The organism is Nocardiopsis listeri NBRC 13360 (genome assembly GCF_001570765.1).
GTDB lineage: Bacteria > Actinomycetota > Actinomycetes > Streptosporangiales > Streptosporangiaceae > Nocardiopsis > Nocardiopsis listeri.
Genome location: NZ_BCSH01000015.1, coordinates 1 through 14,656, shown reverse-complemented (window position 1 = coordinate 14,656; position 14,656 = coordinate 1). Strand labels below are relative to the sequence as shown.

Annotated in this window: 13 protein-coding genes; 9 read left to right on the top strand and 4 right to left on the bottom strand. The window is 69.0% G+C overall.

Annotation, left to right across the window (positions count from 1 at the left end):
* Position 1: 1 nt before the first annotated feature.
* From rimI to NLI01S_RS05920, 3 genes are read left to right on the top strand one after another with little or no spacing between them, the layout of a single operon-like run.
* Positions 2-442 carry a ribosomal protein S18-alanine N-acetyltransferase gene (gene rimI, locus NLI01S_RS05930; protein WP_067600438.1) on the top strand — a complete coding sequence of 147 codons (441 nt, stop codon included), beginning with the start codon at positions 2-4 and terminating at the stop codon, positions 440-442.
* On the top strand, positions 435-1,466 hold the full coding sequence (gene tsaD / locus NLI01S_RS05925) for a tRNA (adenosine(37)-N6)-threonylcarbamoyltransferase complex transferase subunit TsaD (RefSeq protein WP_067600435.1): 1,032 nt from the start codon (positions 435-437) through the stop codon (positions 1,464-1,466). The genes rimI and tsaD overlap by 8 nt, the downstream gene beginning before the upstream one ends.
* A gap of 44 nt (positions 1,467-1,510) precedes the next feature.
* Entirely contained in the window at positions 1,511-2,467 is a 957-nt protein-coding gene (locus NLI01S_RS05920) for a zinc-binding dehydrogenase (protein ID WP_067600432.1), read from the top strand.
* A 68-nt stretch (positions 2,468-2,535) separates the two neighbouring features.
* Here the strand turns inward: NLI01S_RS05920 and NLI01S_RS05915 are convergent, their stop codons facing one another.
* The 3 genes from NLI01S_RS05915 to NLI01S_RS05905 all read right to left on the bottom strand — a co-directional run bounded on the left by NLI01S_RS05915 (position 2,536) and on the right by NLI01S_RS05905 (position 6,864).
* Positions 2,536-2,922, bottom strand: a complete 387-nt coding sequence (locus NLI01S_RS05915; protein ID WP_067600429.1) for an aegerolysin family protein — start codon at positions 2,920-2,922, stop codon at positions 2,536-2,538.
* Positions 2,923-3,285: 363 nt separating this feature from the next.
* Positions 3,286-5,256 (bottom strand): hypothetical protein, encoded by a 1,971-nt coding sequence (locus tag NLI01S_RS05910; protein WP_067600426.1) that lies wholly within the window; start codon positions 5,254-5,256, stop codon positions 3,286-3,288.
* Positions 5,257-5,604: 348 nt separating this feature from the next.
* Entirely contained in the window at positions 5,605-6,864 is a 1,260-nt protein-coding gene (locus NLI01S_RS05905) for a class I SAM-dependent methyltransferase (protein WP_067600422.1), read from the bottom strand.
* A gap of 230 nt (positions 6,865-7,094) precedes the next feature.
* On the opposite strand from NLI01S_RS05905, the gene groES reads away from it, so the two are divergent.
* The 6 genes from groES to NLI01S_RS05875 all read left to right on the top strand — a co-directional run bounded on the left by groES (position 7,095) and on the right by NLI01S_RS05875 (position 14,001).
* Positions 7,095-7,406 (top strand): co-chaperone GroES, encoded by a 312-nt coding sequence (gene groES, locus NLI01S_RS05900; RefSeq protein ID WP_067600482.1) that lies wholly within the window; start codon positions 7,095-7,097, stop codon positions 7,404-7,406.
* 107 nt (positions 7,407-7,513) lie between these two features.
* Positions 7,514-9,112: a chaperonin GroEL gene (groL, locus tag NLI01S_RS05895; protein ID WP_067600419.1), complete on the top strand. Its 1,599-nt coding sequence runs from the start codon at positions 7,514-7,516 to the stop codon at positions 9,110-9,112.
* A 281-nt stretch (positions 9,113-9,393) separates the two neighbouring features.
* Positions 9,394-9,948, top strand: coding sequence for a sigma-70 family RNA polymerase sigma factor (locus tag NLI01S_RS05890; protein WP_084392346.1), 555 nt, complete (start codon positions 9,394-9,396; stop codon positions 9,946-9,948).
* A 295-nt stretch (positions 9,949-10,243) separates the two neighbouring features.
* The gene (gene guaB / locus NLI01S_RS05885) at positions 10,244-11,734 is read left to right on the top strand and encodes an IMP dehydrogenase (RefSeq protein WP_067600416.1); all 1,491 of its coding nucleotides are present in this window, start codon (positions 10,244-10,246) and stop codon (positions 11,732-11,734) included.
* A gap of 115 nt (positions 11,735-11,849) precedes the next feature.
* Complete coding sequence (locus NLI01S_RS05880; protein ID WP_067600413.1) at positions 11,850-12,956, top strand: GuaB3 family IMP dehydrogenase-related protein; 1,107 nt, start codon at positions 11,850-11,852, stop codon at positions 12,954-12,956.
* A gap of 169 nt (positions 12,957-13,125) precedes the next feature.
* Positions 13,126-14,001, top strand: a complete 876-nt coding sequence (locus NLI01S_RS05875; RefSeq protein ID WP_067600410.1) for a lytic transglycosylase domain-containing protein — start codon at positions 13,126-13,128, stop codon at positions 13,999-14,001.
* On the opposite strand, the gene NLI01S_RS05870 is transcribed toward NLI01S_RS05875, so the two are convergent.
* Positions 13,983-14,366: a SpoIIAA family protein gene (locus NLI01S_RS05870; protein WP_067600408.1), complete on the bottom strand. Its 384-nt coding sequence runs from the start codon at positions 14,364-14,366 to the stop codon at positions 13,983-13,985. The two genes, NLI01S_RS05875 and NLI01S_RS05870, sit on opposite strands and share 19 nt — an antisense overlap.
* Between the last annotated feature and the right edge of the window lie 290 nt (positions 14,367-14,656).

The following is a 14,656-nucleotide window of genomic DNA, read 5'->3' as shown; positions in this document are numbered from 1 at the left end:
CATGACCGGCGAAGACGTCCCCGCCGTCATGGACCTGGAACGACGTCTGTTCCCACACGACGCCTGGAGCGAGGGCATGCTCCGCGACGAACTCGCCGAGACCGCCACCCGCCACTACGTCGTGGCCGAGTCCGACGGCGCCCTCGTCGGCTACGCCGGACTGCGCTTCGTCCCGCCCGAGGGCGACGTCCAGACCATGGCCGTGGCCGAGGAGGCCTGGGGAAGGGGCATCGGGCGGGCGCTGCTCACCGAACTCCTCGACCAGGGTGCGGCGCGCGGCGTCACCCACACGTTCCTGGAAGTGCGTTCGGACAACCCACGCGCCCAGGACCTGTACCGACGTTTCGGTTTCGTCGAACTCGGCGTTCGGCGCGGCTACTACAAGGGAGCGGACGCCATCGTCATGCGGCGCGTCGCTCAGGAGGGAACCACCCATGAGTGAGCCGTTGATCCTGGGGATCGAGTCGTCCTGCGACGAGACCGGGGTGGCGTTGGTGCGCGGCTGCGAACTGCTCGGTGACTCGGTGGCCTCCAGCGTCGACCAGCACGTGCGCTTCGGTGGAGTGGTGCCCGAGGTGGCCAGCCGCGCCCACCTGGAGGCCATGACCCCCACGGTACGCCGCGCCCTGGACAACGCGGGGGTGTCCCTCGGCGACGTCGACGCGATCGCCGTCACCGCGGGGCCCGGCCTGGCCGGGGCCCTGCTGGTGGGGGTGTCCGCCGCCAAGGCCTACGCCATGGCGCTCGGCAAGCCGCTGTACGGCGTCAACCACCTGGTCGGCCACGTGGCCGTGGACCAGCTGGAGCACGGACCGCTGCCCAAGCCGTCCATCGCCCTGCTGGTCTCGGGCGGGCACACCTCGTTGTTGCTGGTCAACGACCTGGCGACCGACGTGGTCTCGCTCGGTGACACCGTCGACGACGCCGCAGGGGAGGCCTACGACAAGGTGGCCCGGCTGCTGGAGCTGCCCTACCCGGGCGGACCGCCCATCGACCAGGCCGCCCAGCGCGGCAACCCCAAGGCGACCCGGTTCCCGCGCGGCAAGTGGGGCGATGGCACCTACGACTTCTCCTTCTCCGGGTTGAAGACCGCCGTGGCCCGCCACGTCGAGGACGCCGACCGTCGGGGCGAGCCCCTGGTGGTCGCCGACATCGCCGCCGCCTTCCAGGAGTCGGTGGTGGACGTGCTCACCCGCAAGGCCGTGGACGCCTGCATGGAGCACGGGGTGCGCACCCTGGTCATCAGCGGCGGCGTGGCGGCCAACTCGGCGCTGCGCGCCCTGGCCGAGCAGCGCTGTGCCGAGGCCGGGATCGAGCTGCGGGTGCCGCGGCCCAGGCTGTGCACCGATAACGGGGCGATGATCGCCGCTTTGGGCGCCGAGGTGGTGAAGGCGGGTCTGCCGCCGTCGTCCCTGGCCCTGGCCACGGACACCTCACTGCCGGTGGGGTCTCCTCTGGCGGTGTGAACCGAGGCTGGAACCGGGCTCGGTCGGCGTGGTTGGGTACGGGTATGTTCGCCATCACCGCAGCACGCATCTCCTTCGACGATCCCCTCTCCGGGCTGGACCTCGGTGAGCGTCCCGATCCCGAACCCCGGGAGGGGTGGACGACCGTTCGGGTCAAGGCCGCCTCGCTCAACCACCACGACGTCTGGAGCCTGCGCGGGGTCGCCCTCAAGGAGGAACGGCTCCCGATGATCCTGGGTGGGGACGCCGCCGGGATCGACGAGGACGGTAACGAGGTCATCGTGCACGGCGTGGTGACCGAACCTCCCGTGCCCGGCCGATCGCCGCGCTTCTCCTTGTTGTCCGAGGTCCACGACGGCACCCTCGCCGAGAAGGTCCTGGTGCCGAGGGAGAACCTCCTCCCCAAGCCACCGGAGCTGTCCTTCGAAGAGGCCTCGTGCCTGCCCACGGCCTGGCTGACCGCGTACAGCATGTTGTTCGGCAAGGTGGACCTGCTGCCCGGGTCGACCGTGCTGGTGCAGGGCGCCGGTGGCGGGGTCTCCGGCGCGCTCATCACCCTGGCCGCGCGGGTAGGCCACCGGGTGTACGTGACCAGCAGGGACGAGAGCAAGCGTGCCAAGGCCATGGACCTGGGGGCCTACGCGGCGGTGCCCTCGGGGGAGCGTCTGCCGGAGAAGGTGGACGTGGTGTTCGACTCGGTGGGTCAGGCCACCTGGAAGCACTCCATCCTGTCCCTCAAGCCGGGTGGCGCCGTCGTGACCTGTGGGGCCACCAGCGGTGACGCCCCGTCCGCCGAACTGACCAGGATGTTCTTCCTACAGTTGCGCGTGCTGGGTTCGACGATGGGCACCAAGGAGGAGCTCCGGTCCCTGGTCGAGATGTGCGTGCGTACCGGCGTCCGGCCCCGGATCGACCGGGTGCTGCCGCTCAAGGACGCGAAGGAGGGGTTCCGGGCGATGGCCGAGGGCGACCTCTTCGGCAAGATCGTCCTGACCCCCTGACCCCGGAGAAGCGGGCCCCGACGGAGCGTGTCCGTCGGGGCCCGCCGTTTCGGCTGCGCTCATCGGGCTCAACGGCCGTCGACGACCTTCACGATGACGTCTTCGACCCTGCCGCTCCCCGCGAAGCCCTCGATGGAGGCGGCGATGTCCTGGTGGGAGGTCTTGGTGGTGACCTTGTTGCTCGATCCCGCGAGCCAGGGCACGTCCCAGTAGATGGTCACGGTGGCCTCCGGCTCGTCCCCGAGCTGGTAGACCACGTAGCCCTCGGTCCCGGAGGAGGTGTTCGACCTGCCGCTGGAACGGAAGGCCAGGATGCTCTCCCTGGCCGGGACGTCGACCGGATACTGGTTGGGGGTCTCCGTCCACTTCCCCCAGACCAGGTGTTCCGACTGGAACTTGAGGGGCTGGTGGGTCCGGTTGTTGATGTGACAGATCATTTGCAGGCTGTCGGCCATGACGCACTCCTTTCGTTTTGCGAAAAACGCGGTCGAGGCAATGGCGTAATGTTCCGCCATTGCTTTTAAGCGTAACAAGAGAGAATTCGATCGCACAAGGCAAAAATGGCATGAACTTGTGCAACCTCGGCATCAAGTCGACTTGTTTCCTTTCTTTTTCGGGCGAGTTTCGCCATTTCCCTATAGGGGTCATTGTGGAAAGTTATTTTTTCTATTCACATCCGTGTTCACCTGGGATGACCGGTCACTCGCGGTGCGGGTTCAACGCCTTCCACTCTCCGGAGCAGGCCGGTTGGAACATGAAAGGGGCCCGGAGCGATAGTGCTCCGGGCCCCGGCTCGCCTTCTGCGATTCAAACAGGACCTAGTCGTCGTCCTCGTCGTCGCCGCGGCGCTTCTTCTTGCCGTCACGGCCCGGGCGCAGAAGTGCTTCGGCCAGCGCCAGCACCGTTTCCTCCAGGGAGGAGAAACGCTTGGTGATGTCGTCGTGCGAGTTCTCCACCGCCTCGGTGACGGTCTCCTCGAACTCGTGCCGGTCGGGACGCTGCTTGAGTTCGCGCAGGACCGGGTCCACCGCCGAGGTGACGTGCGCGTCGATCTCGTCGAGCTTGCCGGAGTGATCCGGCTGCGGACGGTCCACCAGCTCGGTCAGACGCCGGTGCAGCTCGCTGACCTCCAGGGTCTGCGGGAGCTGGTTGAGTCGCTGGTTGAGCGCCTCCAACCGGTCGTCGATGGCCTCCATCCGGCCGTCGACGCCCTCGAAGTGGCCACTGACGCCCTCGAACTTGCCCTCGACGCCGTTGACCCGGCCGTCGATGCCGTCCAGCCGACCGTTGACGCCGTCCATCCGGCCGTCGACACGGTCGATCTTGCCCTCGACGCTCTCGAAGCTGCCCTCGAAGTGTCCCTCGAAGGTGTCGAACCGGTCGGTGAGCCGACCCAGCTCATGGTCGACCTTGCCGGTGATCTGCGACAGGTGGGTGTCCACCTTGCCGTTGATGGCCTCGCGATGCCGCTCCAGCCGCTCGTCGAGCGCGCTTCGGTGACTCTGGGTCTGCTCGGAGAGGGCCTCGGTGAACGTCTGGTGGCGCTCCTCGGTCTCCGAGGTGAGCCGCTCGTGCGCCTCCTGGATGGAAGTGCGCAGCTCGGCCAGGTCCGTGGCGGTCTTCTCGGTGTCCTGGGCGACCTTGGTGGCGAGGGCGTCGGCGCGCTCGGTGACGGACTCGCGCAGGCTCTCGGCGGTGGCCTCGGCATGCTCGCGGGTCTCGGTCCGGCCCAGCTCGATCTGCTCGTCCAGCTCCGACAGGCGCTGACGCAGGTGCGTGCGCAGGTCGGCGAGGGAGGACTCGTGGTTCTCCCGCAGCTTGGTGAGCGTGCCGGTGAGGTCGGCGACGGCGGCGGTGGCCTCGGCGTGGTTCTCCTCGGCCTGGGTGCTGAGGTGACCGACGCTCTCGGTGAACTTGCCGGTGAGGGCCTCGTGCCGCTCCTCGGAGGTCGTGGCGAGGGACTTGAGCCCCTCGGCCAGTTCCTTGTGGCGCTCGCCGAGCTCGCCGGTGTTCTCCTGTAGGCGGGCCAGCAGGGTCTCGTTCTGCCGCGAGGCGCTCTCCTCGACGAGGGTGCGCAGCTCGGCGGTGCGGTCGGCGAGGGTGGTGTTGAGCTCGGCGCGGCTCTCCCGGACGGCCTCGCGGGTCTGCTCGACCGCCTCGCCCAGGGCGTCCTTGCCCTCGACGAACCTGCCGGCCAGCTCCTCGTGACGCTCACCGAGGGTGGTGTCCAGGGTGGCGATCGCGGTCTCGATGGCCTCGGTGCGCCCGTTGAGGGTCTCCAGGGCGGTGTCGAGGGCGTCCAGACGGGTGCCGAAGGTCTCGCCCAGCGCGGTGACGCGCTCGCCGACCTCCACCACCTGCTCCGCGGTCCGGGTCCCGGTCTCGGCCATGCGCTGCAGACGGGTCAGCACGGTGTCCAGGTGGCCGGCGATGCGGTGGGTGTCGGCCCGTAGGGAGGGCATGTCCGCCAGGGGCTTGACCTGTTGCCCGAGAACCTCGATGTGTTCGGCGAGGGCCTCGGCCCACTCCGGCGGACGGGCCAGGAAGTCGTCGATCCGACCGTCGACCGCGGTGATCGACTCGGCGAGGGAGGTGAGTTCGCGTTCGCGCAGTTCGCGCAGCAACCACTCCATGCCTTCGAGGCGCTGGCGCATCTCCTCGCTGACGGCCCCCTGGGACTTCTGCTCGGAGACGTGTTCCTGGGCGGCCTGGGAGAGGAGGTCGCGCATCCGGTCGGAGACACCGGACTGCCCCCCACCGTTGAGGAAGTTGTGATTGGTCTGTTCCACCGAGGTGCTCCTTATGGTTCTGGCGCTCCCGCCTTCGCCCGGTGCTTCGGACGGTGGAGGTTTCCGGGAGGGCGGGTTCTCGATGGTCCCCGGGTGGGCGGCGTGACGCGCCGACTAGGCCTCAACGTGACGAAAGTGTGACTGTGCGTACACATTGGGGGCGTGGGCGCCGTGCCGGTCCGGGTGGGCCCATGAGAAGGGGAAGAGTACGGCGGTGGCCAGTTTAACGACATCACCCGGCGTAACCCGGGGGGTCCGTGAAAGATGTCGTCGTACGAGGTAACGATATGGTCCGCGCGTGGTGAACCGAATCGCGCACGAGGCATTCCCTCGGAGGGCGAGGGATCTCTACGGCGCCTCGATTTCGCGACACAGCAGGTAGAAGGGTCTTTCGCCGATTCGGGTGAGGACGATGGTCATCTTCTCCGGGCCGGACGCCTTCAGGTCGCGCCGAAGCTTCTCCGTGTCCACGGCCGATCCCCGTTTCTTGATCGTTATCGTTCCGGCCCTGTGGGCCCGCACCGATGCGCGAAGTCGTTTGGCCGAGAACGGCGCGCACTCCACGATCTCCAGCACCCGCCACAGTGGTGAGACCTCGACCCGGTCCGAGGTGAAGTAGGCGATGCGCTCGTCCAGCAGGGCCCCGTCCACCTTGGCCGCCGCCTCGGCCACCAGGTGCGAACGCACCACCGCCGGGTCCGGGTCGTAGAGATAGCGTCGCGCCGTGGCCACCGGCGCGGGCCCCAGGTCGGGGACGGCGTCCAGGCGCGCGACGGAACCCTCGCTCGCCAACAGCCCGGGCCGCTCGTGCAGCACCGTGGCGCGTCGCCGAGGCCCCTCGGCGAGCGCGCCGAACCACAGGGCCGTCTCCTTCAGTTCGCCGTCCACCGAGATCCACTCCACGGAGGCCTCGGGGGACAGGGCCTCGTGCGGGATGCCCGGCGCCGCCTTCAGGCAGGCCGCGCCGGCGGCATCGGCCAGAGCGGTGGCCACGTCCCACGGGGGTGAATAGGCAGCCGGGTCGAACACCCGACCACGGCCCCCGCGGCGGGCCGGGTCGCAGAACAACAGGGGATGGGCGCCGGGGGCGACCTCGTTCACGTCGCCCTCGCGCACACCGGCGTGGTCGGACAGGCCCAAGGCCTCGATATTGGCGCGGGCCACCGCCACGGTGAGGGGATCGGCGTCCATCCCCTCCACCGGAACCCCCACCTCGGCCAGGGCCAACAGGTCGGCTCCCACGCCGCAGCACAGGTCGCCCGCCACGCCACCGTCCAGGACGGAAGCGGCCACCTCGGCGACCCGTTCGGCGCGATGGGCGGCGATCGAGGCCCGGGTCGACTGCTCCAGGCCGTCGGGGGTGAAGAACATCCGCGTCGCGCGCTCCCCGAACTTGGCGCGCCCACGCTCACGCAAGCCCACCTCGGTCATCACCGCGTTGACGAGTTCGGCCACGGGAAGGTCCGGGTCCAGTGCGGACACCGCCGGGTTCGCGCGCAGCCGAGAGGCCGTCGACAAGGGGTCCTTCGTGGCGGAGACGGGGTCCACTTCGGCCAGGACCTCCCGTCCCGCGTCGGTGAGCAGCGCCGAGAAGGCGGGAAGGTGCATGGGTTCTCCTGCGGTGGGCACGACGGGGAGGCGAGCCCGCCCCCGTGACCAGGACCCTCGCCACATTTCCATTCTGGCACTCTCGGGGGTAGAGTGCTAATCGCGACGAGGCCGGTCTGGCACCCGCGACGACAGGCCGCCGCGGTCGCCCCTTTTACGTAGAGTCGGTCCGTGCTCCCGCACGGGCCGCCGTTCAGGACACCGAAACCTTGAAGGGGGAGGTCACTACCGTGTCGACCGCCACCAAGACCGTGCTGAAGCCGCTCGAGGACCGCGTCGTGGTCAAGACCCTGGAGGCCGAGCAGACCACCGCCTCCGGTCTGGTCATTCCGGACACCGCCAAGGAGAAGCCCCAGGAGGGCGAGGTCCTGGCCGTGGGTCCCGGCCGCTGGGACGACGAGGGCGACAAGCGCATTCCGCTGGACGTCAGCGTCGGCGACGTCGTTCTGTACAGCAAGTACGGCGGCACCGAGGTCAAGTACGACGGCGAGGAGTACCTGGTGCTCTCCGCCCGCGACCTCCTCGCGGTCGTCGAGAAGTAGCTCTCGGCGTTCGATCCTCGACATCCCGCACCGGTCGGCCCTCGAAGCCGGGCGGGGCGGGATGTCCTCGTTACATGACCTCACAACGGTAAGAGGAAACACCACAGATGCCGAAGATCCTGGAGTTCGAGGACGACGCCCGTCGCGCCCTCGAGCGGGGCGTGGACCGTCTCGCCGACGCCGTGAAGGTGACGCTCGGTCCGCGTGGCCGCAACGTCGTCATCGACAAGAAGTTCGGTGCCCCCACCATCACGAACGACGGTGTGACCGTCGCCCGTGAGATCGAGCTGGACGAGCCCTACGAGAACCTGGGCGCCCAGCTGGTCAAGGAGGTCGCCACCAAGACCAACGACGCCGCGGGTGACGGAACCACCACGGCCACCGTGCTGGCCCAGGCGCTGGTCCGCGAGGGCCTGCGCAGCGTGGCCGCCGGTGCCTCCCCGATGTCCCTGAAGAAGGGCATCGACGCCGCCGCCCAGCAGGTGTCGGAGACCCTGCTGGAGCGCGCCGTTCCGATCAAGGAGCGCTCCGACATCGCCTACGTGGCGACCAACTCGGCCCAGGACGCCCAGATCGGTGACCTGATCGCCGAGGCGTTCGACAAGGTCGGCAAGGACGGTGTCATCACCGTCGAGGAGTCCCCGGCGTTCGGGCTGGAGCTCGACTTCACCGAGGGTCTGCAGTTCGACAAGGGCTACATCTCCCCCTACTTCGTCACGGACGGGGACCGCCAGGAGGCGGTGCTGGAGGACGCCCTCGTCCTCATCAGCCAGGGCAAGATCGGCAACCTCAACGAGCTGCTGCCGCTCCTGGAGAAGGTCGTCCAGACCAAGAAGCCGCTGCTGATCATCGCCGAGGACGTCGAGGGCGACGCCCTGGGCGCCCTGGTGCTGAACAAGATGCGCGGCGCGCTCAACGTCGCCGCGGTCAAGGCGCCCGGTTTCGGCGAGCGTCGCAAGGCCATGCTCCAGGACATCGCCGTCCTCACCGGTGGCCAGGTCATCTCCGAAGAGGTCGGCCTGAGCCTGGACAACGCCGAGCTGGACGTGCTGGGCACCGCCCGTCGCGTCACCATCACCAAGGACGACACGACCATCGTCGACGGTGCCGGCGCGCAGGCCGACGTCGAGGACCGCGTCCGCCAGATCCGCAACGAGATCGAGGCGAGCGACTCCGACTGGGACCGCGAGAAGCTCCAGGAGCGCCTCGCCAAGCTCGCGGGCGGTGTCTCGGTGCTGCGCGTGGGCGCGGCCACCGAGATCGAGCTCAAGGAGAAGAAGCACCGCCTGGAGGACGCCATCTCGGCGACCCGTGCGGCCATCGAGGAGGGCATCGTCGCCGGCGGCGGCGCCTCCCTGGTGCACGCTTCCACCGCCCTGGGCGACCTCGGCCTGACCGGCGACGAGGCGACCGGCGTGTCCATCGTCCGTCGCGCGCTGGTCGAGCCGGCCCGTTGGATCGCGGAGAACGCCGGCGCCGAGGGCTACGTCGTGACCCACAAGATCTCCGAGCTGGAGATCGGCCACGGGTTCAACGCCGCCACGGGCGCCTACGGCGACCTGACCGGCGCGGGCATCCTCGACCCGGTCAAGGTCACCCGTTCCGCCGTTCAGAACGCCGCGTCCATCGCGGGCATGCTGCTGACCACCGAGGTGTTGGTCGCGGACAGGCCGGAGGAGGACGAGGGAGACGGTCACTCCCACTAGGGGTGAGACGTCGAGCGGGGGCGGGCCGCCACGGCATCCCGCCCCCGTTCGCCGAAGTGGGCCCGAGTGGTCGGGCTCACTATCATGGGAGAGGGTCGAAAGGGCCTCTTCTCTGTGGTGATTCCGGGCCATTTTCCCGAAATGTAACCATTCCGTAGTTGCCGATTGGAGTGGTTGGGTCCCGTGATGCGGGCATCATTCCTAACGTGACGGATGCAGGCGCCCGGGGGGGCGTTACCGCGCAGCGGACAGGGACACCCTCCGACGTGCGCGAAACGGGTTTGAACCAACTGGGGTCGCTCGCCGTTCGGGGGGACGACGGGGCGATGGACTCGCTGCTGCGCGAGGTCCGCCCCATGGTGGTGCGGTACTGCCACAGCAGGCTGGCGCGGGTGTCGGGGCTGGCACACCACTCCGACGACGTCGCGCAGGAGGTCTGCATCGCCCTGCTCACGGCGATCCCCAGATACCAGGACCGGGGCAGGCCCTTCGCCTCCTTCGTGTTCGGCATCGCGGCGCACAAGGTCGCCGACACCCTTCGGGTGGCCGGGCGGATGGAGACGGTCCCCACCGACACCGTGCCGGAGCCGCAGGACGAGGGGCCGGGACCGGAAGAGGCCGCCGTGCGCGTCATCGAGGCGCAGCGGGCCAGAGAGCTCCTCGACGAGCTTCCCGAACAGCAGCGCAGACTGCTGGTGTTGCGGGTGATCACAGGACTGACAGCGGACGAGACGGGACATCTTCTTGGAATGTCGGCAGGGGCGGTACGGGTTGCCCAGCACCGAGCTATTGCTCGGCTTCGGAAGGTGGCCTTGGCGAACCGCGTCCTCCCATAAGGCCTCGATCGAGCACGGGCGCGTGCCCGGGCCGGGGAGGAGAATCTGCCCGAACCGCATCACCTTCCTCCCACCGAGGCACTCCCGGGGATACTGCCGTTACTCCCACGCTTCGTCCCGGTGATCCCTCGGTGACCTCCGCTCCCGTGTGAACCGTGACGTTGCGCACTTCATGGCCGTGGTGACGGGGCGAACAGTCCATTCCACCTGGGGAGCACGACACGACGTCCTAGGATGAGACGACACGCGGGGGCGATCCGCGCAGGTGTTGCCGGTCAACAGCGGAGGTTGTGTCATGAGCCATGAGTACAGCGAGTACGGGGACAAATTGCTCCCGCCGGGGCTGACCTACGACGACGTCCTGCTGGTGCCGGGTTACTCCGACCTCCAGCCCGGCGACGTGGACACCGCCACCCGGCTGTCCCGCAACATCGAACTCAGCATCCCGCTGCTGTCCGCAGCGATGGACACCGTCACCGAGGCCCGCATGGCCGTGGCGATGGCCCGCCAGGGCGGAGCCGGGGTCCTGCACCGCAACCTTTCCGCCGAGGACCAGGCCGGCCACATCGACCTGGTCAAGCGCTCCGAGGCCGGCATGGTCACCGACCCGGTCACCTGTCAGCCCGAGGACGACCTCGCCGAGGTCGAGCGCCTGTGCGCCCACTACCGGATCTCCGGTGTCCCGGTCACCGACGCCCAGGGCAGGCTCGTCGGCATCGTCACCAACCGCGACATGCGCTTCGAGGACGACCGCTCCCGCCTGGTACGCGAGGTCATGACCACGGAGAACCTGGTCACCGCGCCGGTCGGGGTCAGCCGCGAGAAGGCCTTCGGGCTACTGCGCAAGCACAAGGTCGAGAAGCTTCCGCTGGTGGACGCCGACAACCGCCTCCGCGGCCTCATCACCGTCAAGGACTTCATCAAGAGCGAGCAGTTCCCCAACGCCACCAAGGACGCGGACGGCCGTCTCGTCGTCGGTGGCGCCGTCGGCGTGGGCGTCGAGGCGGAGGAGCGCGCCAGGCTGCTCGTCGACGCCGGGGTCGACTTCGTCGTCGTCGACACCGCGCACGGCCACTCCGCGGGGCTCGCCGACATGATCGCCAAGCTCAAGGCCAACTCCCGCGCCGACGTCGTCGCCGGCAACGTGGCCACCCGAGCCGGGGCCCAGCTGCTCATCGACGCCGGCGCCGACGCCGTCAAGGTGGGCGTGGGCCCGGGTTCCATCTGCACCACCCGTGTGGTCGCCGGTGTGGGCGCGCCACAGCTCACCGCGATCCTGGAGGCGGCCAAGGCGTGCGGCCCGGCCGGTGTTCCGCTCATCGCCGACGGCGGCCTCCAGTACTCCGGCGAGATCGCCAAGGCGATCACCGCCGGCGCGAGCACCGTCATGCTCGGCAGCCTCCTCGCCGGTGTGGAGGAGAGCCCGGGCGAGCTCATCTTCATCAACGGCAAACAGTTCAAGGCCTACCGCGGCATGGGGTCGCTGGGTGCCATGCGCGGCCGTTCCTTCTCCAAGGACCGCTACGCCCAGGCCGACGTCTCCTCCGAGGACAAGCTCGTCCCCGAGGGCATCGAAGGTCAGGTGCCCTTCCGCGGTCCGCTCTCGGCCGTCGCCCACCAGCTCGTCGGTGGCCTGCACCAGTCCATGTGGTACGCGGGCACCGCCACCTTGCCCGAACTTCGTGAACGCGGCCAGCTCATGCGCATCACCAGCGCCGGCCTGCGCGAAAGCCACCCGCACGACATCAAGATGACGGTGGAAGCACCCAACTACAACGCCCGTTGACGCACGAACGGGAACTGAGAGGGTGACCGTGGGCGGATAGACTCGCGTCCGCGGTCATCGCGCCGGTCGACCGATCGGCTCCGCACGTCAGAGGGGAATCGAAGCGTTGGCTCAGGTGGAGATCGGGCTGGGTAAGAACGGGCGTCGCGCCTACGAACTCGATGAGATCGGGATCGTGCCGGCCAGGCGAACCCGAGACCCGGAAGAAGTGTCGATCTCCTGGCAGATCGACGCCTACCGGTTCGAGACGCCCCTCGTGGTCAGCCCCATGGACAGCGTCGCCTCGCCCAAGACCGTCGTCGCGGTCGGACGACAGGGCGGCCTCGGCGTTCTGGACCTGGAAGGCCTGTGGACGCGGTACGAGGACCCGGAGCCGTTGCTCCAGGAGATTCGTGAACTCGACGACGTGGCGGCCACCAGGCGGCTCCAGGAGATCTACTCCGCCCCCATCCAGGAGGAGCTGATCGGCCGCCGGATCGAGGAGATCCGTGACACCGGTCTGGTCACCGCGGTCCGTCTGTCGCCGCAGCGCACCGCCCAGTACCACAAGGCGGTCGTCGACGCGGGTGTGGACATCTTCGTCATCCGCGGTACCACGGTCTCCGCCGAACACGTCTCGGGTCGGGCCGAGCCGCTCAACCTCAAGCAGTTCATCTATGACCTCGACGTCCCCGTCGTGGTCGGCGGCTGCGCCACCTACACCGCCGCCCTGCACCTGATGCGCACCGGCGCGGCCGGCGTGCTGGTCGGTTTCGGTGGCGGGTCGGGCCACACCACCCGTTCCGTTCTGGGCGTGGCGGTCCCCATGGCCAGCGCCATCGGTGACGTCGCCGCGGCCCGCCGCGACTACCTCGACGAATCCGGTGGCCGCTACGTGCACGTCATCGCCGACGGCGGCATGACCGGCAGTGGTGACATCGCCAAGGCCCTGGCCTGCGGTGCGGACGCCGTCATGGTCGGGTCCCCGCTGGCCCGCGCCACCGAGGCGCCCGGCGGCGGTTACCACTGGGGCAGTGAGGCTCACCACGGTGAGCTTCCGCGCGGCGAGCGGGTCGAGGTCGGCACCATCGGCGACCTCGAGTCGATCCTGCACGGACCGGCCTCCACCAGTGACGGCTCCATGAACCTCATGGGCGCCCTGCGGCGCACCATGGCGACCTCTGGTTACTCGGACCTGAAGGAGTTCCAGCGGGTCGAGGTCGTCGTCAACCCGCACCGGTAGAGACGACCGCGAACACGCGACACGACACCACGAGGGCGCCCCGCCGACCGGCGGGGCGCCCTTCCTTTCCGAACACCCACCGGTGAGATCCGGTCGAGACCATGTGCGACCATGGGGCGAGTTTTGATGTGTCGTTACGTCTTGGTGACCTTTCCATGGGGAGGACTGCATGGGTGGCAGCGTGAGCGACGCCCGGCGGCGTCGAGGCCGTGGGCCGATGATCGCGGTCAGTCTCGCCTTGGCCGTTTGCCTGTTGGTGACGGTGGGGGTCGTGGTCCTGGTCGGACGGGTGACCACCGCGCTCAACGAATGGGAACCACCGACCGCCGCCTCCGTGGATCCCTCGGACGGCACCATCGCGACCCCGCCGCACGACGAGCTGACCGGGCCCCCCGAACACACCGGGGTGAGGCCGCGTAGCGACGACGAGACAGGAGAACCCGCCGAGGCAGGTGCGGACGAACAGTCCCGACCCGCGCCCGGAGCGCAGCGTCCCGACGACACCTGGCTGGACGAGGTCGCCGACGCGACCGGGATCCCGCGCCGGGCCCTGGAGGGCTACGCGAGCGCGCAGCTGGTGCTCGACGAGGACCAGGCCGAGTGCGGCCTGTCCTGGCCGACCCTGGCGGGGATCGGCTTCATCGAATCCCGCCACGGCACCTACGCGGGCGGCGAGATCGGCCCGGACGGCAAGACCACCGTGAACGTCATCGGCATCCCGCTCGACGGCACCAACAACACCCGGGCCATCCCGGACACGGACGACGGTGAGCTGGACGGGGACACCGAGTGGGACCGGGCGGTCGGCCCGATGCAGTTCATCCCGATGACCTGGAACAAATGGGCGGAGTCACTGGAGGGGGAGACCCCCGACCCGCACAACATCGACGACGCGGCCCTGTCCGCCGCCCGCTACCTGTGCGAGGACGGCCGTGACCTGAGCGTCACCGAGGACTGGGTGGACGCGATCTTCGAGTACAACCGGTCCGACTCCTACCGGGACGACGTCCTCGCCTACGCACACGCCTACGCCGACGCCTCCTGAGAGGTGCCTCGGTCCCGGGTCCACGCCCAGGCCTGATCCTCCTCATCGGATTCGAAGAAGCGCAGGTCCATGTCGACGAAGGCGTCCGCCAGGGTGGTGAGGTACTCCACGATCCGGCTGTCGCCGACCACCGCGTAGCGCTCGATCTGGTGGAAGTGCTCCTTGGCGAATCGCAGTCGCTCACCGAGCATGGGGGTCTCGTCGGCCGGCCACCCGTGGACCCGGAGCAGCAGGCGGACCCCGCCGGACCGGTCGATGCCGTGGCGCACCTCTTCCAGGAGTTCCTCGAAGGACTCCTGGGAGATGGTGCCCTCCACCTCGAACCCGAGCACGTCGTCGTCACCGGAGTCCAGTCTTCTGTACATGGCCCCTCCGTTTCTCGAATGGCGGCGTGCGGGCGCACCTACCCGCTCGGAGAGGTGACCATGCGTTCCGGGAATCGGGGTTGTCCACAGGCGGGGAACGGTGGGTGGTGCCGGAGCCCCCGTCCGTGGTCTTCTCTCTATATGGGGGAGCCGCTGGTTTCGCCGGTTTCGTGCTGCACGGGGGCTGTTCGTGCTGTCCAGGGGTGGGGTGGGGTGCGGGTGTGTTGGCGGGGCGGGTGGGGCGTCTGAGGTCGAGAGCCCACCGGTTTACGGGGCGGGGTGGGGGTGGG

What these genes read in the sequence shown, in the direction of transcription:
- NLI01S_RS05920 (WP_067600432.1), top strand. Translation starts at nt 1,511, where the DNA reads ATGTTCGCCATCACCGCAGCACGCATCTCCTTCGACGATCCCCTCTCC.
- NLI01S_RS05915 (WP_067600429.1), bottom strand. Translation starts at nt 2,922, where the DNA reads ATGGCCGACAGCCTGCAAATGATCTGTCACATCAACAACCGGACCCAC.
- groL (WP_067600419.1), top strand. Translation starts at nt 7,514, where the DNA reads ATGCCGAAGATCCTGGAGTTCGAGGACGACGCCCGTCGCGCCCTCGAG.
- NLI01S_RS05870 (WP_067600408.1), bottom strand. Translation starts at nt 14,366, where the DNA reads ATGTACAGAAGACTGGACTCCGGTGACGACGACGTGCTCGGGTTCGAG.
- tsaD (WP_067600435.1), top strand. Translation starts at nt 435, where the DNA reads ATGAGTGAGCCGTTGATCCTGGGGATCGAGTCGTCCTGCGACGAGACC.
- rimI (WP_067600438.1), top strand. Translation starts at nt 2, where the DNA reads ATGACCGGCGAAGACGTCCCCGCCGTCATGGACCTGGAACGACGTCTG.
- guaB (WP_067600416.1), top strand. Translation starts at nt 10,244, where the DNA reads ATGAGCCATGAGTACAGCGAGTACGGGGACAAATTGCTCCCGCCGGGG.
- NLI01S_RS05875 (WP_067600410.1), top strand. Translation starts at nt 13,126, where the DNA reads ATGGGTGGCAGCGTGAGCGACGCCCGGCGGCGTCGAGGCCGTGGGCCG.
- NLI01S_RS05905 (WP_067600422.1), bottom strand. Translation starts at nt 6,864, where the DNA reads ATGCACCTTCCCGCCTTCTCGGCGCTGCTCACCGACGCGGGACGGGAG.